The sequence below is a fragment of the Paenibacillus sp. P4_A9 genome (assembly GCF_056402415.1).
Genome location: NZ_JBFUHL010000066.1, coordinates 1 through 21711, shown reverse-complemented (window position 1 = coordinate 21711; position 21711 = coordinate 1). Strand labels below are relative to the sequence as shown.

The window sequence follows — 21711 nt, the reverse complement described above, 5'->3', positions numbered from 1 at the left end:
ATGATAAAGTGAACGGCATCTTCGGTCGGCAAAAATATCGTATTCGTATTTATAATGGCAGCGACCGGACGATTAAGCTGGAGAGAAAGAGCAAATACGGCGATTATGTATGCAAAGAAGCTGTTCAGCTGAATAGAGAAGAATATGATCGGATACTAAACGGAGAGACGTCCTTTCTTTTAGCGTTTAACCATCAACTTATTAAGGATTTCTACAGAGCGCTGCAAGGCGGATATCAACCAGCAGCGATTGTTGATTATGTGCGTGAAGCCTATGTGTATGAGCTGGGAGACGTACGTATTACATTTGATAAAATGTTATCAGCAGGCGTTAATTCTCATAATTTGTTCGATCCACATTTGGTCCTGACGGAAGCTCTTGATTCAACTAGGACCGTTATGGAGATTAAGTACAACGATTTTCTTCCGGAAGCGATCCGGCTCATCGTCAGACCGGATGCGCATAACCGTTCCAGCATTTCCAAGTATGTCATCTGCCGTGAACTAGGTTATCGGCATTTTAGACCGTAACAAATCAATGGGGGGGCAACATGGGGGATTCACTTAACTTTCAGGATGTCGTCAAAAAGAGCATCATTCATTTGGAGGCATTCCGCAATATTTCGTACATCGATATTTTGTTAGGGCTTGCCGTTTCATTCGGAATTGGTATGTTCATCTATTATATTTATCGTAAAACATTTCGAGGCGTTGTCTACAGTTACAACTACAATGTTACTTTTGTACTGATGAGTATGATTACAACACTTATTATTATGACGATCAGCACAAACATTGTCTTATCACTTGGTATGGTCGGAGCGCTCAGTATTGTGCGGTTCCGAACCGCGGTGAAGGATCCGTTGGATATCGTCTACATGTTCTGGGCGATTTCAGTAGGGATAGCAACTGGGGCGAAGCTCTACCCGGTTTCACTGCTCGGTTCTCTCGCCGTTGGTGGTGCGCTTCTATTCCTTTCTAGGCGCAAAATAAGAGAACAGCCCTACCTATTGATTATTCGTCATACGGACGATTCCATAGGTGAGCTGCGCATTAGGTTAAGACAAATGAACTATCAAGTGAAATCGAAAACAGTCCGCAAAAACTTTACGGAATTGACGTTGGAGATGCGTCTTAGGGATGATAACACGGCTTTTGTGAATGAGCTGTCCCAAATTGAAGGCGTGCAGGATGTGTCTCTTATTAATTATACGGGAGACTATGCCCAATAAAATGAAAAGATCGCTGCCACTTGCGCGTTATTTGCTGATGATCTGAATGGTTCGAGTCGCATTCTCCCAGATTACGGTAGCGCCAAGTGCTTCTCCAACGAAGCGAAGAGGTACGTACGTGCTCTCCTGAAAAAGGATCGGAGGTGCGTCAAGCTGGACCTTCTTACCATTTATATGAGCAATTTCGCTATCCAGGGTCAGTTGAATCGTCCGGCTTCCTTTGGTCGCTGTTACCGTCTGAGTCTCCTCGTTCCACTTGACTTTCGTTTGCAAGGCTTCAAAGATGGAACGAAGCGGTACGAAGGTGCGGTCGTTCATAATTTCAGGATGTTGTGTGAAAAAGCGCTCTTTGCCATCTATGATGAGGCGAGGGGCGTTTGTTTTTTCGCGAATGGCAAAGATGCCAATCTGTGGAGAACTGCAGAAAGCGTCGCCAGCAGGTGCTGCCTTGCATACAAGCTGGGTGTCCTGAGCTTGCAGCATCAGCTTGTAGCGCTCTTTCCCGTTAAGGTTAAGCGAATACCAACTTCCGTTGTTATCCTGAAAATAGATATGCTCAGCATCATCATATTGAACTGTATTTGGACGAATTTGATTTGATTCAGGGAGTGAGTAGGTCCAACGTGTTTCTTGATCTTCGAGCAGGCTAAGGCTGCGTGCTGTTACTTTCAAATTTGGCTTCATAGGCGTATTCGCGGCTTCGGGGAGCTTGGTGCTTTGCAGGACGGGCTGCCGTTCACCACTTGGAAGGACAGATTTCCACTGATTGTTGGATTGATAATAGGCCGTACTGTCGCTGGCAATAAGTAGGTTTTGAGGGGAAACATCTTGCAATCTCCAAGCGACCTCAAAGTGGTCAGCTCCCTGAAGGATGGCGTTGATAGGCTCTGTGTTGGGAGTAAGTTGCGTACGGAATTGCAGAATTTCTATATGTTGATCAGGGGATTCTGATGGGGAATCAGCCCCTAATAGGAAGATGCCAGATACGAATGTGAAAAGAAGAGTCCAACGCATGTTCATTTCCCTTCCGAAACGAATTTGAATTTGATACAAAGTATACTGAATGCTAATGCTATTCCTATTCAAAAAGCTATTCTAATCATAACAAGAATTCTAGTACAATGTAATCATTTTCATAGTTTCGCATAGCAAAAAGCCGCTGGAAGGAACCAGCGGCTTTACTTAACAAGTATTCAGTTTCTATTGATTAGAAACCCTCACCACTATCGAGATTAAACTGCCACAGAATGCCAAACTTGTCCTCAACTTGACCGTATAATTTGCTCCAGTCTGTCGCTTGAAGCTCCATGCCGATTTTGCCGCCTTCTTTTAGCTTATGGAAAACACTTTGGATTTCTTCGCTGTTTGCGCTAACGAAAGAAAGACTGATATTGTTACCTTGAATGAATGGCATACCTGGGAATGTGTCGGAGAACATCAGCACGCTTCCGTTAATGTCCAGACGCGTATGCATAACACCATTTTTAGCTTCTTCTGGAAGCTTATACTCAGGGTGTTCCGGCATATCGCCAAATGTTATGATTTTTGGAGATGGCAGGTTAAATACTTCTGCATAGAAGTTCACAACTTCGCGAGTGTTTCCTTGGAAATTTAAATAAGCATTAATTGACATGACCATTCTCCTCTAATTGTGATTTTGGGACAATCCCCTATATTCTACCATTGGTCGAGTGGAAAATCCAACCGTCTTATAAACTTAGCAATAATCCCTGAAGTTGGCTTCGCCCATCTGGGGATAGTGACTGAAGGATCTGTTCAGAAGCTTGGCTCATTGCGGCGCGAGCTTTGGCAATCAACGGAGGGGCTTCTTCCGTCAACTGAAGGAAGGTTGCTCGGCGGTCATCTGGGTCCGTAGTGCGAATGATGAGGTTCTCTTGCTCAAGCGCGTCAACGAATTGAGTGACGGTACGTGCTTTGATGCCTAGTTTCGAAGCGAGATCTGACATGCGAATGCTTCCTGATTCTTCAATCGCAATGAGTACCCTTACGCGCGGCCCTGTTAAATAAGTGGGTATACCTAGTAAAGACAAGTGCTCCTCAAATTGTGTATGGAGCCGATGGGTCGTGCGTATGAGAAGCTGTAGGACGTCTCCAGCTGTTGGGGGCGTTGCAGCAAGGCTGGAGTCCATCGATATAATTGATGGATCGGGATGGTTGGTTTGAGTAGGTTTCATAGTCCTCCTTGACAGTTGGGAAAGTGCTGAGTATACTCAGTATAAATTGAATTACTGAGTATACTCATTAAATATAGCATAGATGAAGTGAAAAGAGGAGAGAGGCAAGATGGAAGAAAACAGGGATGGAAATTGGGACGAGAATCGAGTCGGAAATATAGACGTTAATAAGGACAAGAAAAAGGACGTTAAATTGATGAGAGCTGTACGTTATCATGCGTTTGGTGAAGCTGAAGTTCTGCAAGTGGAGCAGATCCCCATTCCGCAACCTCAAGTAGGAGAGGTGCTTGTTCGCATTTATGCGGCTGGCGTTCTTCCTGTCGATTGGAAAATACGCAGAGGGCTGTTCCCGATGCCTGTACAATTCCCTCTTATCCCGGGGACTGCGTTCTCAGGCGTTGTGGAAGCCATTGGTGAAGGGGTGTCCAATTGGCAGATTGGACAGTCTGTCTTTGGGCGCAGCACGAAGGGAACCTACGCAGAGTACACGACTGCGTCTGAGGATGCGATTGTGCTTAAACCAGCTTCGATCAGCTATGAAGAAGCGGCATCGTTATCTGGAGGAGCCACCACGGCGTGGCGTGCGATTATCTCGGAAGGCAAAGTGAAGCCGAACGAGCGTGTTCTGATCCACGGCGCGGCGGGAGGCGTGGGCTTGTTCGCGGTTCAATTCGCGAAAGGGCTCGGTGCCGAGGTAATAGGAACCGCAGGGCCGGCGAATTTGGACTATGTGTCATCTCTAGGGGCTGACGTGATAATTGATTATACGTCGGAACGATTTGAAGAGATTGTAAAGGATGTTGATTTCGTACTCGATACCGTCGGCGGCGAGACATTGGCGCGTACATGGTCTGTATTGAAGCCAGGTGGACGATTGGCTTCGATCGCTGGCCAACCGCCGCTGGAGATAGCCAAGCAGCACGATATCACATTGATTCGTCCTGGCGTCGCCACGCAAGAGGATTTAATCGCCATTGCTGATCTTATCGAAGAAGGAAAGCTGATGATCAACATTGAGCAAAGCTTCGCCCTGGAAGATGTACGTCAAGCACACGAGAAGAGTCAAACAGGGCATGGGCGCGGTCGGATTGTACTTCGGTTGCGAGATTAACGGCGTTAAAGGCCAAGCCCGCGTCAAAAGCAGCCCGTAAGTTTAGTTCGCGCGAGACAGTCTCCGCAAATCATACATCAACAATACTAACGAAATGTATGGCTTCATGCGTATCGATCATTGTCGGCATGGGATTAGCCAAACAATCACTAGTGAGAATAGGCATTGCGTACACCACAATTGAAAGGGATTTTTTCAATGCTTATCGATATCATGCCAGTCAGATAGGTATAACGAGAAGTGTGGAACTATCCTATAAGGAGTTAGATGAATCCTTCTGGCGAGGGACGTATAACGATTACGTGGAAAATAGTCCGAAAGAAATACAGCGCAACAACAATTAAAGCAGCCTGCCCTCTGATGAGGACGACGGACTGTTCTTTATTTTCCGTACTTACCTCAGCTTGTACACATGAATTATGCACCATTTGAGAAATCTACCATCAAGCATGTGATATCAGCAAAATTAGAAAATTACGGAGCGTTGCATAATGACAGATCCACTTATAGCGGTAATTACCAAAGCCAAAGGCAGAAAGTTCCTTTACCATTTTACAAGAATAAGTAATTTGCCGGCCATTGCGCATTTTGACGCCTTATTGTCCAGTGCTCACATCAATCCTCTGTCCACAGGTAAACGCAGATCAGAGCCAATTAAAGTGGATTATGATACTTTTTCAGTGACGATCAACGCACATCTGCGGATTTCAGATATCATGATAGATCCCACCACGACACAAGAGCAATTTCGAGCTAGTCTAGATCGGCACGTATTTTTTTGGCCAACCTTAAGAGATTGTCTGAAAATGATGGATACCTATGCTCGAAGGGAACCTGAGGGAGGGTTTGCCGTATTGAAATTCGATGCCTATGAATTATTGTTCCATCATTATACTTACGTGAAGTTGTCAAAATATGACTCAGGCAGCTCTCCGCGGTTTCCGTTAAACTGTTCCTATAAGAAAAGTGAGGCTATGTTTCTTCCTTTACAGGATTTCAAAAGCGTAACGAATCGCCTGATTCCAACAAAAGCTTCTGAAATAAAGGAGGTACTCATTGCTGATAAGGTTCATGATGTCTCGAACTATTTGCTAGCGATTTATGTTGAAAATAATAAACTTGTTCCTGAGTGTTGGATTCATCTAGCCAAGCCTTGGCAAGATTTGAGAACATAATCCTTGCATGATTTATAGCGTAAACATGGATAAAAACGCCACTAACATACCATCCTAAGATTAGCTGTTTAAGGCATGACACTTAGGGGGAGTACACTTTTGAAACTTACATCGGAGCAAATGGTTACCCTGCATGGCTTTAATAATTTAACCAAATCGCTCAGTTTTAACATGTATGATATTTGCTTTACCAAAACGAGAGAAGAACGCGAAGCTTACATCGCTTATATAGACAAGCAATACAATGCGGAGCGTTTGACCTCCCTATTGAAAACTGTTGCCGACATTATCGGGGCGCATGTGTTGAATGTCGCCAAGCAAGATTATGTGCCACAAGGTGCTAGCGTAACCATGCTAGTGTCGGAAGGACCCATCGAACAGGAACCGAACGAATCGTTCGAAGAGTCGCCTGGGCCACTGCCAGATGCGGTCGTCATGCATCTCAATACGAGCCACATTACCGTGCATACGTATCCCGAATATCATCCAGACGAAGGAATTAGCACCTTCAGAGCAGATATCGATGTCTCGACCTGCGGAGAAATATCCCCGCTTAAAGCGTTGAATTATCTGATTCGCTCATTTGATAATGACATTTTGACGATGGATTACAGAGTCAGAGGGTTTACACGTGATATCAGCGGGCACAAACTGTTCATTGATCATGAAATCAGCTCCATTCAAAATTATATCCCGATGGAGATCCAAGATTTATATCAGATGATCGATGTGAATGTGTATCAGGAAAATATTTTTCATACCAAGTGCAAGCTTCGTGAGTTTGATCTGAACAATTATCTGTTCGGCTACACGAAGGATACACTGAGCAAGGAAGAACAACTGGAAATTGAGAAAAGTGTCAAATGGGAAATGGATGAGATTTTTTATGGAAAAAATATGATTTTTAACTGAGGATTGCAAATTTAAAAGGCCTTGGAAGCAGTTCACTGCTCCAAAGCCTTTTTGTCATTGCAGGCGAATCTTGTCAAAAAATAAGAGAAAAAGTGCTCGCTTTTATGTTAAAATAATTCTGTTTGAGGTGTTGCATCTAGTATACATACGTTACCACATGGAATCGGGATGATGATCATGAATCGTAAGAAGATGTTATGGACATTAATTTTGTCGCAGATTGTGTATCTCATTTTTGTACTTGTCTGGCTGTTTATCGCGGGCATGTCCGTTATGCTGTTTGACGATCCTGATGCGGCCAGCAATGTGACCACTTGGCTCATTTTTATCGCTATTTTGTTGTATCCCGTGGGACTTCTCGCAGCTTTAATTGGCGGATGGGTATCCTTCTCAAGTCGGCGTTACAGGGCATCATTGGTCTGGAACTGCATCCCGCTGATCTGGATTGTGCCATTGGGCGGATTTTTAGCTTATTCCTTATTATCGTAATCATTTAATCATTTCTTTGTTGGAGAAGAGCTTGTCACATGTGGCAGGCTTTTTTTCTATTATTTTGCATGGTTTAAAGCAGCTCCACCAAATAAGGTGCAATGTATTGACGGAATACATGCAACGGGATCTTGCTCTTTTTTCGTTGATCATTGGTCAAAACAACAACCGTTTCAAGATTAGGGATCACATAGATGCATTGGCCCCCGAAGCCATACGCGTTAAAGTAATTTATCGTATTAGAGGTCGAACCGTCATCTGTACGATCCGGATAAGAGTCTGTCCACCAATGCCAAGCATAGCTGCCGCGACGCGGTGGCTCAACACGAATAGCAGGCCCAGTGGAACAGGAGACAAGATGTTGAGGAATAATCTGTTTGTTGTCCCACTTGCCTTGTTGCAAGTAGAGTTGACCGAACTTCAGCATATCGATGGGGCGAAGTGACAGTCCAAATCCGCCTGTATGTATACCTTGAGGGTCGTGTTCCCACGTATAGGATTCAATGCCAAGTGGCTCGAAGAGAAATAACTCGGCGAAACGGGCAACTGGCATGCCTGTTACTTGTATGAGGATGGCGGACAATAACTGCGATCCTCCCGAGTTATATGTCATTCTCGCGCCAGGCGTATCGGACAAAGGTTGATCTAACACGAAATTTACCCAATTAGGCGTTCTTGTCATACGAGGGAAGGAATTCTGCCCGCCGAACTCTGTCCAATTGATGCCAGAAGACATCGTTAAAAGATGCAGGAGCGTTATATCTTGCTTACCTGGTTCTTTCGCAAACTGCGGAAAAAAAACAGAAGCAGGTGTCGATACTTCAGGCAACAAACCTTGATCCATAGCGATACAACAAAGGGAAGATAGCACGCTTTTGGTGCAGGAATTGATTTTTGTAATGGCATCTGCCATGTGTGGTTCTCGGTAATGTTCAAATCGAAGTTGACCTTGCTGGTAGATAAGACAACTGACCAGATTGGCTGGTTCTAGAGCACTGGATAAATTTGGAAAGTTCATGACAACCTTCTTCTTTTAATGACATTATTCTTACTTGTGGGAGGAATTACCCTTTGAACGATGTGCTGCATGTGATAAACTACAACTAACTTGGACACCTTTGTGTGCTCATATATTAGAGCTTTAAGACAGATTTCACCTAAGATATAGTGTGTAATCTTTTTATCATATCATTCGACGTATTTTTCTGGAAATGATTGTGTTAGGAGCAGTGGTGGTACATGAGAATTTTCAGAAAATTAGTGGTGATCAGCCTTGCACTAGTTGGTGTCTTCATGATTTATAAGATTTTCAGCCCTTATATGGGTAATAGCCATTCTCTGCAGCGGCAGTTCAGCAGCCAGTATGGTGAAGCTATGCAAATGACAGAAAACCGGAACTTATTGTTTGCTTTTATTACGAACAAGCTTACTAGCAGCCATGGTATATTCACGAATTTGCAAGATACGGATCAAAATGGCGCTGCAGCTTCGGGGCACGAAGTATTAAGTGAATCTGCCGGACTTCTCATGCGTTACTACGCGCTTACTGGACAGAAGGATAAGTTTGACGAACAATGGCAGCAAACCAAACGCTCATTTGACACGCAATATGGCTTTAGCTATCGATATAGTCCTAAACATAACAAACAGTATACGATGAATGCGACAGTAGATGATTTACGTATCATTCGTGCTCTAGATGAAGCTTCTGTTGCCTTTGGTACGAAAAGCTATCAAAAAGAATCCGAAGCTTACGGAAAGCGTTTCTATCAATATAATGTTGTGAATGGGCAATTGAGAGATTTCTATGATCCAACCTACAAAATGACAAATTCATTCCTATCCTTGTGCTACATAGATGCTGGATCCTTGGAGCTTGTTCCGTTGTCTGGCAAAAAGAGGGCTGCGCTTGAAGCAAACATGCTTCAAATCGCCGAAAAAGGATACTTATCGGATTCGTTTCCATTTTACCAAACACGCTATGATTTTAAGTCGGACGAATACCAATCTGAAGGAATTAACACGGTGGAATCCTTGCTAACGATTCTGAATCTGGCTGAAGTTAAGCAGGAACAGGCTGCCAGTATACGTTATATCAAAGAGCAGGTCAAAGCAGGGACCTTATACGGCCAATATGATCAGAATGGAAAGCCAATAAATGATGTTAGGTCAACAGCGATCTATGCTATTTCAGCCATGATTGGGTCAGTCATCAAGGATCAAGAGTTGTATGCAGATAGCATTCACAAAATGAACGAATTTCAGATACATGACCCACAGAGCCCGCTCCATGGTGGGTTCGGGGATATAAACGCCCAACAAGCCTATTCTTTCGATAATTTGATGGCTCTGTTAGCGTACATGTACTGATCAGAAAGGAGTGCGATCACATGTGGAACATCCGCGGTTTGCAAATGATTCTGCGTAATGTGTCCCCAGCTGCTTTCGCTGCCATCGTGGTGTTCCTGATTACAGTGATCGCACTTCTGACACCACCCTATATCGGGATGGCTGATAATGGTGATTACTTTCGTATTTTGTACAGTAATGGCTTGTATTTCAATGATCCGAACTATAACAATCAATATCTCGGCCATTTCGTAAAAAATTACGGTATCTATCAGTATTATAACGAGAATGGTTCTACGTTATTTTCATCTCAAACTTTGTTTATCAAAGTATCCCTCGTTCTCAATCTTCTATTTCATGACGCTCATCGTTTCGATATTCGTTTTCAAGCTGGGATGTACATTGTCTTATATACGGCTGCTATTTATTTACTTGTTGAGGCACTTACTTGGAAAATGTCAAAGAAGCGAGGCTATCTCGTTGCTATCCTTACGATTTTTATTTTAGGTGATACGGGATATACCGCTTACTTTAATTCTTTTTATAGTGAGAGTGTTGTGCTCATTATGACGATTTTCATGGTTGCCGCGGGCATTTTCATGTATCGGAAACGATTTAACGATTATGTGATGCTAGCAGTATTTGTTCYAAGCGGCATTATTTTGACTACAAGTAAGCAACAGAATGCCCCTGTAGGTCTGATTATTGCTATTTTTGGCGTCATTTTCATTTATATTCGTAAAAAGAGATCGTATCGCATGATAACGGCGACTTTGCTAATTGCTCTACTTGGTGTGGGTATCGGCAGCTATGTCCTTATTCCGCAGGAATTTGTCAATATCAATAAATATCATGCCATGACGCGCGGCGTGCTTATGGGGTCGGTGAACCCGGAAAAGACGCTCGAAAGCTTTGGCATCGATAAGCAGTATGCCGTCTTAGATGAGACTTTATATTACGATCCATACACGTCACTCGCAGTGGATTCAAAGCATATGCAGGACCAATTCTACAGCAAATACAATGTTGGATCCATTTTGGCCTATTACATCGCTCATCCTGATCAAGCAGGCAAAATGCTCAATCTGGCTGCACAGGACGGCTTTGCCATTCGGCCTCATGCTTTGGGGAATTACGAAGCTGCGACAGGCAAACCATTTGGCGCACAAACGATCTTTTTTTCCGGTTACAGCTTGTTGAAAGATAATCTAGCCCCCAAAACATTTGGTTTTGTGATCCTTTGGACACTGATTGTTATGGGGCTTTATATGCCATCCTTTGTGAAAGCGATAAGGACTGGGCAACGGAGGAATGCTGTCAGACTGCCGTTGATTGTTATGATAATCGCAATTGGACTTTCTGGCATCTTCGTTTCCATTATTGGTGCTGGGGATGCAGACCTTACCAAGCATGAGTTTTTATTTACGTTAGTCTTCGATCTCGTTTCTTTGATTACAATTGGAGATTTACTAGCAAAGCGATTATGGATCCAAGAAGTTGAAAGTGACCTTGAGCTAGAGGCAGAGCTAGGAGGGAAGCAACATGATTAGTCAGCGAGTTTTACGTACAAGTCTGCTTCTTATCATCTGCCTAATGCTCCCGTTGTTTTCCCCCAGCGTTACTTCTGCTGATCAAACAGAGAAGACTTCTGTTCTGCTCATGTATGATAGCTTAGCTAATGGCACCCCGAGAGAGGGGAATGTAGAAGCCGTTCAGCGCATACTTGCCTCGTTTGGCGTCCAAGTGACGCTGACCTCGTATGACAGATATGAAGAGGGTACACTGCTTAAATTTGGTAAAGTGATTATGATTCGCAATTCGGATGACCTTTCGAAAATGCCAGAACTTTTTAAGCAGGATATGAATGAGTACGTTGGGGAATATATGCATATAGGGAATGGGCTACCACCGAATATTCGACAGGAAATGAACATAGAAGTTCAACTGTTAGATCAAGATACCATTCGTCTTGCGATCGGACAGCTCTCACAAAGCTCCCTAACAGCAAACAGCATCTCCTATATAACGAAATTCGCGGGGACTTCATATGGTCAAATAACTTCGGAGAAAATGAAGACAAACTCTCCCTACGGAGTTATCCAAGGTAAATACGCTTATATCCCTTACTTGTTGAAAGGGAATTTAAGYGAGCAAGCAGCTGCTTATGTGGTAAAGGACTGGTTGTCAGTTAAGACGCCAAGCCAGAATTATGTCTTGTTTAACGAGATATATCCTTTCTCTGATCTCGATCTACTGAATGAGATGGCGGATCGTTTGTATGATGCCGGAATTCCTTTTATCGCAAGCGTGCAACCCGTACTTAACAATCTGGATTTTCCCGCTATGAAACGCTATTTGGAAGCACTTAAACATCTACAGTCGCGAAACGGAAGTCTTATTGTGAATGCGCCCGTTGTTAACTCAACAATCAGTCAAGACATCACGATATTAAAAGCACAAATGAGCGCCTTCCTCAATGCGTTAGCGGGTTATGGAATTGTTCCTATGGGTGTTGGCACCGAGCTCTATTGGACCTATGATCAACACTATACAGGAAACGGCTTATCTTTCTTTGATTCAGGCATCATTTTCCCTAATCAACGCCTTATGTATCGCGCGCAAACAACGACATCGAGTGTGTTTGCATCTTCCGTGTATACAATGAAAGCAGAGGAGTTAAGCAAGTACACCATGTCTAATAGAATACTTGATCCCTTACCGATGAATACCGCGTTCGTTTATCCATTTCCTGTAGATCACAAAGCATTAGAAACGACAATGGATACTTTGCGCTCAAGTTGGACGACAATTGCCGATTATAAGAATGGGGTTCATACCGTCCGCACGGAAACGAATGAATTGACTTCGCACCGCGGTCATCTACAAATCAATGGACATGCGATCGTTTTAAACAACAATATCGTAGAGATTGACTCCGACCACGCGTATGTACAAGAAGTTAAAAAAAGCTTTACCACTTTATTTTCCGTGCAAAATAACATTTTCATTGTTCTTATCTTAATGACGCTTTTTGTGTTTATGGTGTTTCTAATTATCGGATACCGGATGTATAAACGAAAATTCATGCATCAGGAGAGATCATTATGACAATTGCAGATATTTTGATGCTAATTTCCGTCTTCTGTATCTGGTCTCTCCTTTTAGTAAATGTAGTACTCATCGTTGCAGGATACTTGTACTATATTCAAATTGAGAACAAACCCGTTGCCCCCCTGGTAGGTGAGCCTCCGTTCGTCAGCATCATGGTGCCTGCCCATAACGAGGCGAAAGTAATAACCAAGACAGTTGAATCCCTGCTCGCGCTGTCGTATCCTCATGATCGTTATGAGATCATCGTCATTAATGACAATTCCTCCGATAATAGCAGTGTGCTGTTAGGGAATCTCCAAGCAAAATATCCACGGCGCAATCTCATCATTTTGAATACGGATAACATCACAGGGGGAAAAGGGAAGTCCAATGCTTTGAATTTGGGATTTAAACTAAGCAAAGGTGAACTGATTGCCATCTATGATGCTGACAACACCCCTGAGAAAACGGCATTGACTTATCTGGTCTCCGAAATTACGCATGACGCTTCTCTAGGAGCTGTTATTGGGAAATTCCGCACGCGCAATCGCGATGCAAGCCTGTTGACCCGTTTTATTAATATCGAGACGTTATCCTTTCAATGGATGGCACAAGCGGGCAGGTGGAAGCTATTCAAGCTTTGCACGATTCCAGGTACGAATTTCATTGTTCGACGAAGTATTATCGAGCATATGGGTGGATGGGATGTGAAGGCGATCGCGGAGGATACGGAAATCAGTTTCCGGATCTATTTGATGGGATACAAGATTAAGTTCCAACCTAAGTCTGTTACTTGGGAGCAGGAGCCGCAGACCGTGAAGGTCTGGTTTAAGCAGCGAACGCGATGGGCGAAGGGAAATATTTACGTCATCGTCAAAAATATACCGTTGTTGTTTAATCGATCAGCGCGGAACATCCATTTCGATATTTTATATTATCTATCCATTTATGTGTTGTTGCTATCATCCCTCGTAATGTCCGATTTACTGCTTGTTCTCCATGCATTGGGTTATGTGAGAACGACCATCGCAAGCTTTAGCTCCTTCTTATGGGGGCTGGCCATAATCTTATTCATTGTGGGTACATTTATAACATTAGTAACAGAAAAGGGTGAAATGAAACTATCCAATGTTTGGATTATTATGCTCATGTATGTGTCCTACTGCCAGATGTGGATGATTGTAGCGGCATATGGCATGTACGCCTATTTGAAGGATTTGGTTTTCAAACGAGAAGCCAAATGGTATAAAACCGAAAGGTATTAGGCAGGAGGGATTATTTATGAAAAAACGATGGCTGTTAATTACGATCGGTTGTCTGTTTTCCCTGCTTATTTCATTAAGCCCTTTAGCATGGGCTGAGGAAGTCTCACTCTCTGGGAATAGACAATACCAAACTAATTTTACAGATACGTCGTTAATTGGAGGCGTTACCTATACGCAACAGTACTTCCAGGTGGAGAACTATTGGCATGTTACAAGTGTCGAAGTACATCTCGACTATGAGATTTCTCGACTCCTCCAGAATGAGCGTTCGAGCATAACGCTGTCGATGAATGGCAAACCGTTTCATTCTTTCCGTCCGCTCCTTCAAGAAACGAAACAGCAGCAGTTGACGGTCTTAGCGCCTGTAGCGTTGATCGTGAAAGGCGTGAACACGCTAACGGTTCAAGGACATTTCGAAACAACCTCACCTGTTGCAGTCATGGCATGTTTGCCGATAGATACGCGGGATAATTGGCTGCAAATAGCGAAAACCTCCCGAATTTCCGTGAATTACGGAACTGCTGCGATCCAAAAAAGTATCCGCGATTTTAATGAGCATTTTATCGGCATGGATACCATCAAAGATGGCCAGAATGCCATTGCRGTCACGGCGGGTGGAAGCAACTTAGCCCTACTCGAAGCGGCAACCTATGCGCTATCCGGATTTGCTAAGGCGAATACCGTTTCGGACAAAGGCATACCGATTGTCGCGTATAGCGCGGACAATTTGAAAACGAAGCAGGCTATTATTCTCATCTCGTTATATGAAGATCTTCCCGAGGACGTGAAGTCGGCCATCCAAGCCTATAATCTCGAGAACAAAGCTTTGATCCAATTGGTAACTCTTGCAGGACGTCCGACATTGGTTGTGACTTCCTCTGACTCAGCTTTGCTGGTCAAAGCAGGACGTTTATTAGGCAATCAGTCGTTGCTAAATCAACTGGATACGGATAGTAAGGAAGTGGATGTTACTACGGAGGTAGACACGCCAACCGTGATCTTAAGCCGAAATATGACGTTAACGGAAACGGGTGATAAGCTCCTTGGTGATCGTCATCGAGAGAAAGCCTACTTCATTTCCCTACCTGGCAACCGTTCGATCGCAGATGCGAGTAAGTTGAGCATTAAATTTCGATATGCCAAAAATCTTGATTTCGATCGATCTATGGTTACGATTCTAATCAATGATACGCCGATTGGCAGTAAGAAGCTGTCCATGGAGCTCGCCGACAATGATCATATTGATATTGCTGTACCTAAATCGTTGAATATTAGTGGCAATTTTACAGTAAAAGTTGCTTTCGATTTGGAAATCAAGAATGCAGGTTGTATTGAGAATCAGGAGCAAATGCCATGGGCGTTCGTTGACAAGGATTCCATGCTGCAGCTTAATACCAAAGATAGAGCGGACATGCTGTTTAACAATTACCCCTATCCATTTCTAAGAGATGGCAGCTACAATCAAGTGGCCGTCGTACTGCCCAAAGAGCACGATACATACGTATTTCAAACCATTACGAATATCTTTAATTTACTAGGGCGTTATGCACAGAGCAATACGGGCGAGGTTCTTTTTTATCAAGACAATGTCGCGGCATCACAACTCAAAGGGCGAGAAATTATCGCCATCGGCAGTTATCAGAATAACCAAGTTATTCGTAATAACAATGACAAACTCTATTTTCAATATAATAAAAGTGGTACAGGCTTCGTTTCCAATGAAAAAATGAGTATCGAGGCTAAGTATGGCACTCGCATTGGAACGCTGCAATTAATCGATTCGCCTTATGCGAGCGGCTTTGGGCTGCTTGCCGTCACAGGGAGTAGCACGGAATACGCCTATCTGGCTTCTAAGCTCATCGGTTCTGAAGGCACGTTGTGGAAAGTATTCGGAGATGGTGCTGTAACTGACATCGATGGAAACATCAAGGCTTTTCGGTTTAAAAAAGTAACAACGACTGAGCCATCTACGGTACTGAGTGATGTCATGGAACGCAAGGATGTTCTGGGATTCATGGCCGCGTTCGTTCTAGTTGCCTTATTGGTTCTTCTCTCACTTATCTTACTGATTCGTAAGTATAGAAAGAAGCGGAGGGATCGTCGATGAGGCGCTTGCAAAGCAGTATGATTTCGGACGGCGCGTTCATATTGCTGATTCTTGTCTGTTTTATATGTATTGTATTTACAGCAGGCAATCCGAACCTCTACATCCAAAATATTATCTTCTTGAATCTCGCCTTATTAATTGCKATCGTGACTTACTTTACAAACGTAACGACGGGATTGATACTGAACATTCTATTTATCTTTGGCTATGGCACATTCACGCTCTACCAAACGGTGGTTGTAGGCGGACTGATTGGTACACAGAACTACTTCTGGCTCATCATGACACCCTTATTTACCATCTCTACCTGGTTGCTTACCTATGGGACTCGTCAGCTTCAGTTGGACAATGATCAACTGCGGAAAGCCAACGAATCCCTTGCTACCGTAGATGCCAAAACGAGCTTGAAGAATACCTTCTCGTTTCAATCTGACGCGACGATCTTCATGGCGCTATCTGTTCGCTATAACATTCCATTAACTCTCATGGTTTTCAGCGTTAAATATTGGGATGAGATCCGACGCATTATTGGGGAAGAGCAGCTGATTGAAGCCGTACTAGACCTGTCCAAAATGAGCCAAACCAGCATCCGTACGAATGATTCGCTCTATCTACTCAACAAGGAAAATCCGATGTGGGGAATGCTGTTATTCACGGACCGACCTGGAGCCAATATCGTCATTGATCGATTGCGGAATAGCGTCGAAGAACGAAACAGAGATGAGTACAGGGAGAAATATCGGGTCGAGCTTATCCTGAAAATGGGAGCGATCGAGTACGATGCTCAGCAGGTTCAGAATCCGCTGGAATTTATTACGCTAGCGAAAACGCAATTGGAGTTCGATGTGTGAGTAAATTTTAATAAAAGGAGAAACGCGACTATGAATCAAGAGGTTACCGATTTTATAGAAAAGCTTCCAGCTTGGCAGATTGAGGTAAGTCAACAACTTCGTCAAATGGTCCACCAAGTAATTCCCGAGGTAACTGAGCGTATCCAATATAAAAAACCGCATTTCTTGAAAAACGGCCATTATGCCGCAGTTATTTCCCCCTCCAAAGATGCGATTGCGTTTATGATTATGAATGCGACAGGTCTGGAGGTCCCGAAAAATTACGAAGGACCTGCTGAACGGAAATGGCTGAAAATCCGAGAAGGCGATAAGCCGGATTATGACCAAATGGCCAAACTGCTTGAGCAGGCGTCTAGTACGCTTTAATGTATCCGTGAATCATGAACGACAGGTGGAAATAAATGGAAAAGCCTGAGAAGCGTCTTTTGAACGCGCTCAGGCTTTTTTTATTATTCGTGTTTTGTAAATGTTTGACCGCCCATTTGCAGTGTATTTCCATCTATTGTGAAAGAAACCGTGTTAATGGCTCTGTCCGCAACGAACTTGATATGCCCGGCATCTAGGATCAAATAGTTACCCACAGCTGCTCCCGCACGATATAATACGCCATCGCTGGTTAGCTCCATTTCGGTACCCTTTTGCTTTTCTGTCCACTTGCCAACCAGTTGAGATACTACAGTTGGGTTTAAGTTAATTGCGTGAGACAGGACAAGCTCATACTGATTTGCCGCAAATTGATCAGCAATTTGTTGGTAGATCGTATAGTCTTCACTAGTAGCGGCAAAGGTATTCTTTTGTTCATTATGCAGCACATAAACGTAGCTGCCTTTAGTAGCCAATACAGTATCGTTAGCATCGTGCTGATCAGCAGCCCAATCTGTTTGTGTAAACACTTCAATAGTAGCCATTACAGTAGCTGGAGCTTTTACATCTTTAGGAAGATACAGAATATCCATCGCACTTTTCATGTTCTTGGACAATTTACCTGATGCAACGCCATTTGCAAGGGATTCCTGCGGCCATACGGTAGGGCGTACTTTTCCTCCAAGAGATGAAGGGATTTGCACAGTGTAGCCAAATTTAGCTAGGACAAGCTCTTCATCTGCACGAAACGTGAGGAATTCATTATGTTCACTAAGATAAGCCGTTTTGCTGTTCTCATCCCAAATCACTTCATAGCCAAGTCCTTGAGCTACACCACGTACAGGCAAATAGATCGAGTTATTATAATTAAGCGGAGTCACTTCATTACCTTGCTCATCTTTCAGAGAGATGGCTGTCCCGCCAGCGTTCACTTGTACGGATGAATCTAGAAACGCTTTTACCTCTGTAAGAGTGCCATTAGCATAAGCTCCCGCTGCCATTCCTAGTGTCAAAGTAGCGAGTATGCCCGTTACAATCATCGTTTTCTTTTTCATTTGTAAATACCTCCAATGGGTTATTTCAGTACAACTCGGTTCATCAAGTTGCCTTTATACCTGTAAGACGAATGGGTTTCGTAGAAAGTTTGGAGGGATTTTATTTATTTTGTTGAAGGGTATGCTACACTCGGAACATAACAATAAGGATGTGGGGCTTATATGATAACGAACAATAAACCCAATAGATTGATCAAGGAAAAGTCACCGTATTTGCTGCAGCATGCGTTCAACCCAATTGACTGGTTTCCTTGGTCAGAAGAAGCTTTTGAAATAGCAAAACGTGAAAACAAACCTATCTTTCTATCGATCGGATACTCCACTTGCCATTGGTGGCAAATATGTATAATAACCAAACTTTTGTTCTTATTTGGATTCCCGAGACGTTTCCATTACACCGAGGCGTTTTTTTTTGTCCATTTTTATGATAGATCCCCTCACATTTGGTACAAGGATCACACTATTGTTCAAAGGCTTTCTCTATGGCCTCGATACAAGCCAGTTCTTGAGACAAGTAATCTTAAAATCTATCTGGGAAATACGTGAACAGGAATTGCAAACTCTTGTTGACAAAGAAAAAGCCGACCAAAGCTTATTCGGTGGAAATCTTTTGAAATAGAGTCACACTCTTTTACAAAGAAAAATAAACGCGAATCATCGAAGGTCAAGCCCATTATCACATATGAGTTGAGTGTGTTTGATGACATTGTGCGAGTGTAGTGTTTTGAATGTTTTTCAATAAAGAGGGAGCTGTGTGGCATAAGCGACAGCTCTTTTTTGTTTGTTGAAAAATCGGACGATTAGTTGAATAGATTGTGGTTGAAAAAACTAAGAACCTTAGCGTTACATTCGCCAAGGCTCTAAGGGACCGATGCTATCAGTTGATTCACTAAATAACCAAAATTATAGAATCTGTTATCAGGAAATTCTTAGTAATCAAAAATAAAAGTACCATCATCAGAATAAGTTTTACAACCTTCATATCCACAGGACTGATATAGCATATCGAATGTAGCACGAAGTGCATGATCAATATTTACATCAGTATCTTCAATTAACACTCCTGGCAATAGAACTTTATCTTTTCCGTTTGCAAATGGAATTCGCCMAATCCCTGTTTGAACAAACGCGCTATCCATATTAATTATACTTACRTACACAACAAAAGGGGGTGTGACATTAAACTGTTCTGTAAAGTGAAAATAATTACGAAAGAAGTTCATTACGGGATTCGTAATTTGGGATAAAAAAAACTGAAATGCACCGCTATCATCAGGCTCATAATTTATGGAACCGAGAGCCTCCATTCCTCCATCTCTAAAAATCTGAAAAAAATCACGAGTATCCGTTGAATTTTTAATAATTCCATCCAAATTATAAGTCGTTGTATACCTCATTCGAGAACCAGGAGGGGCAATACTTGTTAGTAAATTTCCAATCTCAGTAGATTTTCCTTTTACCTCAATTAATTCTCTTTCACCGAGTGGAATTACGTGAACAATTACTGACGGATTAAAAACCCTATGAATTGTTCTATCTTGATGCGTTCTTAATCTTTCTTGTCTTATATTTTCTGCGTTTGCTTTCCATTCGTAAGTTCGTAAGAACGACTCTTTAATTTGTCTCACATCCATCTGGTATTTACCTGTATTTGACCTTCCATAAAACTTGCTATCATTCAAGTACTTAATCATGTGGGGGGCTTGAAGACTACGAGGAATAGCTATTATAAACAACAACCTATCTTCATAAGACACTTCTTGGAACTCTATACCTTGTATTCTCGGCTCTAAACCATCACGAATTATTCTATCTAATCGTTGTTTCAATTGCTCAACATTCAAAACATTCCCATCTGGATCTGTAAGTCCTACAATTTCAGCAGGATATCCAGCATTGTGTCCATCTTCCTGAGCTTCCCTAATACCGAAGATAATTAAACCGCCAGCAGAATTAGCCATTGCAGAAATATCCGCTAATAACTCTTTCTTTCCTGATTCATTAAATTTTTGAAATTCCAGCTTGTATTCAAGTACGAGAGATTCAGATAATTTATTTTCAATAAGTCTTTCAATATCATCTTTACTTATTTCAGTAAGTCTCTTTTCGAAAAGTCTCATTTTTAGCCCCTTTTAGTATTTAGTTTTTATATTACATTTCAACATCAAAAATTTAACTCCTTTATTGATTTAATTAGAATATTAAAATGAAATGACTGAGATCATAATAATCAGAAGTGGGAAAAGTATATAACGTGGACTATCTTACAGCTTAGTTTTGTATTGTTCTTAGCGGGGTATTGTTACACAACGTTAGTAAATTGTGTCACAATATCAAGGTGCATTTTATTTTTATAATCGGCCTTCTCTCCTACATTCAATGCAGTAAGTTTTTCCAGACCCTTGGTATCGATTACAATTCCCATCAAATCCACCAGTTCCATCACACATTCTACAATCCATAAACGTACGCCCCATGCATGTAGTACACAATGGTGAACTATTAGCTGTTATGGTTTCACTTCCATTATTTTGATTTATATATGCTCGGTCAGAATCCCCTGATTCTTTAATATCTACTACTACATAACCATCCATATAATTCTTGACCAATTTGTAATCTCCACGCTTTATTACTGGGTCTCATATCTAAATTCCAATTGTATTTCTGACCATTACATTGATCTTTTACTTGTACAATATATTTTTTAAAAGGCTTTAGTTTTGTCATTTTATAACCCTTCTAATTTATCTTAATGAAATCTGTTCATATCCCATTTTTTCTTTAATTTCTTCCTAATGTTAACTTCCTTGATGTAACATGATGCATCGTGGGCGTAGGGGGAAAGATTATAACAATTGGGTTTGCCGAAATATTCATCTATATATTCTTGTTCAAATTCAACGAGTTCATCTAAGCGATTGTCACATCTTTCGAGAAGTTCAAACGTTAGGAATTTCCCCTCTAAACTCCACCACCAATCCTCTTGTAGCAAATGATTATGATGGACGCCTTCCTGAAGTTCATTAAAATGTGTTCTCCATCTTTTGCCTACATTCCATGATCTTCCGATATAAAAATTTCCATTTGTTTCATTTTTGATTCGGTAAATTCCACTTTCAAATTTAAAGGAAGAATCATTAAAACTGTTCTGGGTGGACTTACGAGATCGACTTTCAAGTTCAAGCACTTTTAACCAACTTTTAGAATTTACTATTTTTCTATCGATTCTTTTATGCACTGGTTTTTCCGTTTCTTCAACAGGAGCGAAGACTTCATAAACTTCCTTGATCAGAAATCCTTTGATGTAATCTCCAGCCGATACTTCAGTGTGTGCCAATGTCCAAGCTTTTCTATCTGGATTTATTGTCAGATTCCATTCATGCTTTTTTCCGTCAGTAGCAATACTGATAATCCTGTACTTACCAAAAGGTTGAATTTTCATTACCACTGACTCAACTCCATTTCATAATCAATATCAATATTCGAAAAAAATATCCTTTCTCCTGCATGTTAGT

22 protein-coding genes and 1 pseudogene are annotated in these 21711 nt (G+C 42.1%); 15 read left to right on the top strand and 8 right to left on the bottom strand.

The window, feature by feature from the left end; all coding sequences use genetic code 11:
• Together AC1DVJ_RS25740 and AC1DVJ_RS25735 are read left to right on the top strand one after the other, a co-directional pair.
• On the top strand, positions 1 to 530 hold a 530-nt coding region (locus tag AC1DVJ_RS25740), incomplete at its 5' end, for a polyphosphate polymerase domain-containing protein (protein WP_477594761.1).
• Between the two features lie 20 nt (positions 531 to 550).
• Positions 551 to 1231, top strand: coding sequence for a DUF4956 domain-containing protein (locus tag AC1DVJ_RS25735; RefSeq protein ID WP_477594760.1), 681 nt, complete (start codon positions 551 to 553; stop codon positions 1229 to 1231).
• A 27-nt stretch (positions 1232 to 1258) separates the two neighbouring features.
• On the opposite strand, the gene AC1DVJ_RS25730 is transcribed toward AC1DVJ_RS25735, so the two are convergent.
• From AC1DVJ_RS25730 to AC1DVJ_RS25720, 3 genes are all read right to left on the bottom strand, one after another.
• Positions 1259 to 2245 (bottom strand): copper amine oxidase N-terminal domain-containing protein, encoded by a 987-nt coding sequence (locus tag AC1DVJ_RS25730; RefSeq protein ID WP_477594759.1) that lies wholly within the window; start codon positions 2243 to 2245, stop codon positions 1259 to 1261.
• A gap of 193 nt (positions 2246 to 2438) precedes the next feature.
• Positions 2439 to 2864 (bottom strand): VOC family protein, encoded by a 426-nt coding sequence (locus tag AC1DVJ_RS25725; protein ID WP_477594756.1) that lies wholly within the window; start codon positions 2862 to 2864, stop codon positions 2439 to 2441.
• 76 nt (positions 2865 to 2940) lie between these two features.
• Entirely contained in the window at positions 2941 to 3426 is a 486-nt protein-coding gene (locus AC1DVJ_RS25720) for a MarR family winged helix-turn-helix transcriptional regulator (protein ID WP_477594754.1), read from the bottom strand.
• A gap of 109 nt (positions 3427 to 3535) precedes the next feature.
• Between AC1DVJ_RS25720 and AC1DVJ_RS25715 the strand changes: the two genes are divergently transcribed.
• The 5 genes from AC1DVJ_RS25715 to AC1DVJ_RS25695 all read left to right on the top strand — a co-directional run bounded on the left by AC1DVJ_RS25715 (position 3536) and on the right by AC1DVJ_RS25695 (position 7113).
• Positions 3536 to 4537, top strand: a complete 1002-nt coding sequence (locus AC1DVJ_RS25715) for an NADP-dependent oxidoreductase (RefSeq protein WP_477594752.1) — start codon at positions 3536 to 3538, stop codon at positions 4535 to 4537.
• Positions 4538 to 4635: 98 nt separating this feature from the next.
• Positions 4636 to 4881 carry a hypothetical protein gene (locus AC1DVJ_RS25710; RefSeq protein ID WP_477594750.1) on the top strand — a complete coding sequence of 82 codons (246 nt, stop codon included), beginning with the start codon at positions 4636 to 4638 and terminating at the stop codon, positions 4879 to 4881.
• 147 nt (positions 4882 to 5028) lie between these two features.
• Entirely contained in the window at positions 5029 to 5712 is a 684-nt protein-coding gene (locus AC1DVJ_RS25705; RefSeq protein ID WP_477594748.1) for a DUF7002 family protein, read from the top strand.
• Positions 5713 to 5811: 99 nt separating this feature from the next.
• Positions 5812 to 6624 (top strand): adenosylmethionine decarboxylase, encoded by an 813-nt coding sequence (gene speD, locus AC1DVJ_RS25700; RefSeq protein WP_477594746.1) that lies wholly within the window; start codon positions 5812 to 5814, stop codon positions 6622 to 6624.
• 177 nt (positions 6625 to 6801) lie between these two features.
• A complete protein-coding gene (locus AC1DVJ_RS25695; protein WP_477594744.1) occupies positions 6802 to 7113 on the top strand; it encodes a hypothetical protein in 312 nt (103 codons plus the stop codon).
• Between the two features lie 73 nt (positions 7114 to 7186).
• On the opposite strand, the gene AC1DVJ_RS25690 is transcribed toward AC1DVJ_RS25695, so the two are convergent.
• A complete protein-coding gene (locus AC1DVJ_RS25690) occupies positions 7187 to 8131 on the bottom strand; it encodes a serine hydrolase domain-containing protein (RefSeq protein WP_477594742.1) in 945 nt (314 codons plus the stop codon).
• Between the two features lie 221 nt (positions 8132 to 8352).
• Between AC1DVJ_RS25690 and AC1DVJ_RS25685 the strand changes: the two genes are divergently transcribed.
• The 7 genes from AC1DVJ_RS25685 to AC1DVJ_RS25655 are packed head-to-tail and all read left to right on the top strand — an operon-like array spanning position 8353 to position 17141.
• Entirely contained in the window at positions 8353 to 9483 is a 1131-nt protein-coding gene (locus tag AC1DVJ_RS25685) for a hypothetical protein (protein WP_477594740.1), read from the top strand.
• A gap of 20 nt (positions 9484 to 9503) precedes the next feature.
• Positions 9504 to 11012 carry a glycan biosynthesis hexose transferase WsfD gene (wsfD, locus tag AC1DVJ_RS25680; RefSeq protein ID WP_477594738.1) on the top strand — a complete coding sequence of 503 codons (1509 nt, stop codon included), beginning with the start codon at positions 9504 to 9506 and terminating at the stop codon, positions 11010 to 11012.
• Positions 11005 to 12570 carry a hypothetical protein gene (locus tag AC1DVJ_RS25675; protein ID WP_477594736.1) on the top strand — a complete coding sequence of 522 codons (1566 nt, stop codon included), beginning with the start codon at positions 11005 to 11007 and terminating at the stop codon, positions 12568 to 12570. Before wsfD ends, AC1DVJ_RS25675 begins: the two co-directional genes overlap by 8 nt.
• Positions 12567 to 13817, top strand: coding sequence for a glycosyltransferase family 2 protein (locus tag AC1DVJ_RS25670; protein WP_477594734.1), 1251 nt, complete (start codon positions 12567 to 12569; stop codon positions 13815 to 13817). The genes AC1DVJ_RS25675 and AC1DVJ_RS25670 overlap by 4 nt, the downstream gene beginning before the upstream one ends.
• A 16-nt stretch (positions 13818 to 13833) precedes the next feature.
• Complete coding sequence (locus AC1DVJ_RS25665; RefSeq protein ID WP_477594732.1) at positions 13834 to 15924, top strand: cellulose biosynthesis cyclic di-GMP-binding regulatory protein BcsB; 2091 nt, start codon at positions 13834 to 13836, stop codon at positions 15922 to 15924.
• Positions 15921 to 16775 (top strand): diguanylate cyclase domain-containing protein, encoded by an 855-nt coding sequence (locus AC1DVJ_RS25660; RefSeq protein ID WP_477594730.1) that lies wholly within the window; start codon positions 15921 to 15923, stop codon positions 16773 to 16775. The genes AC1DVJ_RS25665 and AC1DVJ_RS25660 overlap by 4 nt, the downstream gene beginning before the upstream one ends.
• 30 nt (positions 16776 to 16805) lie before the next feature.
• Positions 16806 to 17141: a DUF1801 domain-containing protein gene (locus tag AC1DVJ_RS25655; protein ID WP_477594728.1), complete on the top strand. Its 336-nt coding sequence runs from the start codon at positions 16806 to 16808 to the stop codon at positions 17139 to 17141.
• Between the two features lie 83 nt (positions 17142 to 17224).
• Here AC1DVJ_RS25655 and AC1DVJ_RS25650 read toward each other — a convergent pair whose 3' ends face one another.
• Positions 17225 to 18193 carry a stalk domain-containing protein gene (locus tag AC1DVJ_RS25650; protein WP_477594726.1) on the bottom strand — a complete coding sequence of 323 codons (969 nt, stop codon included), beginning with the start codon at positions 18191 to 18193 and terminating at the stop codon, positions 17225 to 17227.
• A gap of 162 nt (positions 18194 to 18355) precedes the next feature.
• Between AC1DVJ_RS25650 and AC1DVJ_RS25645 the strand changes: the two are divergent.
• Positions 18356 to 18535, top strand: a pseudogene (locus AC1DVJ_RS25645) (DUF255 domain-containing protein); the annotation flags it as partial.
• 587 nt (positions 18536 to 19122) lie between these two features.
• On the opposite strand, the gene AC1DVJ_RS25640 reads toward AC1DVJ_RS25645, so the two are convergent.
• From AC1DVJ_RS25640 to AC1DVJ_RS25630, 3 genes are all read right to left on the bottom strand, one after another.
• A complete protein-coding gene (locus AC1DVJ_RS25640) occupies positions 19123 to 20313 on the bottom strand; it encodes an AlbA family DNA-binding domain-containing protein (protein ID WP_477594724.1) in 1191 nt (396 codons plus the stop codon).
• Between the two features lie 182 nt (positions 20314 to 20495).
• The gene (locus AC1DVJ_RS25635) at positions 20496 to 20636 is read right to left on the bottom strand and encodes a hypothetical protein (RefSeq protein ID WP_477594722.1); all 141 of its coding nucleotides are present in this window, start codon (positions 20634 to 20636) and stop codon (positions 20496 to 20498) included.
• A gap of 309 nt (positions 20637 to 20945) precedes the next feature.
• Complete coding sequence (locus tag AC1DVJ_RS25630) at positions 20946 to 21638, bottom strand: GIY-YIG nuclease family protein (protein ID WP_477594720.1); 693 nt, start codon at positions 21636 to 21638, stop codon at positions 20946 to 20948.
• Positions 21639 to 21711 lie beyond the last annotated feature (73 nt).

Bases quoted from the DNA above. Each gene is read 5' to 3' on its own strand.
- AC1DVJ_RS25735 (WP_477594760.1), top strand. From the start codon at position 551: ATGGGGGATTCACTTAACTTTCAGGATGTCGTCAAAAAGAGCATCATT.
- AC1DVJ_RS25730 (WP_477594759.1), bottom strand. From the start codon at position 2,245: ATGCGTTGGACTCTTCTTTTCACATTCGTATCTGGCATCTTCCTATTA.
- AC1DVJ_RS25725 (WP_477594756.1), bottom strand. From the start codon at position 2,864: ATGTCAATTAATGCTTATTTAAATTTCCAAGGAAACACTCGCGAAGTT.
- AC1DVJ_RS25720 (WP_477594754.1), bottom strand. From the start codon at position 3,426: ATGAAACCTACTCAAACCAACCATCCCGATCCATCAATTATATCGATG.
- AC1DVJ_RS25715 (WP_477594752.1), top strand. From the start codon at position 3,536: ATGGAAGAAAACAGGGATGGAAATTGGGACGAGAATCGAGTCGGAAAT.
- AC1DVJ_RS25710 (WP_477594750.1), top strand. From the start codon at position 4,636: ATGGCTTCATGCGTATCGATCATTGTCGGCATGGGATTAGCCAAACAA.
- AC1DVJ_RS25705 (WP_477594748.1), top strand. From the start codon at position 5,029: ATGACAGATCCACTTATAGCGGTAATTACCAAAGCCAAAGGCAGAAAG.
- AC1DVJ_RS25695 (WP_477594744.1), top strand. From the start codon at position 6,802: ATGAATCGTAAGAAGATGTTATGGACATTAATTTTGTCGCAGATTGTG.
- AC1DVJ_RS25690 (WP_477594742.1), bottom strand. From the start codon at position 8,131: ATGAACTTTCCAAATTTATCCAGTGCTCTAGAACCAGCCAATCTGGTC.
- AC1DVJ_RS25685 (WP_477594740.1), top strand. From the start codon at position 8,353: ATGAGAATTTTCAGAAAATTAGTGGTGATCAGCCTTGCACTAGTTGGT.
- AC1DVJ_RS25670 (WP_477594734.1), top strand. From the start codon at position 12,567: ATGACAATTGCAGATATTTTGATGCTAATTTCCGTCTTCTGTATCTGG.
- AC1DVJ_RS25655 (WP_477594728.1), top strand. From the start codon at position 16,806: ATGAATCAAGAGGTTACCGATTTTATAGAAAAGCTTCCAGCTTGGCAG.
- AC1DVJ_RS25650 (WP_477594726.1), bottom strand. From the start codon at position 18,193: ATGAAAAAGAAAACGATGATTGTAACGGGCATACTCGCTACTTTGACA.
- AC1DVJ_RS25635 (WP_477594722.1), bottom strand. From the start codon at position 20,636: ATGGAACTGGTGGATTTGATGGGAATTGTAATCGATACCAAGGGTCTG.
- AC1DVJ_RS25630 (WP_477594720.1), bottom strand. From the start codon at position 21,638: ATGAAAATTCAACCTTTTGGTAAGTACAGGATTATCAGTATTGCTACT.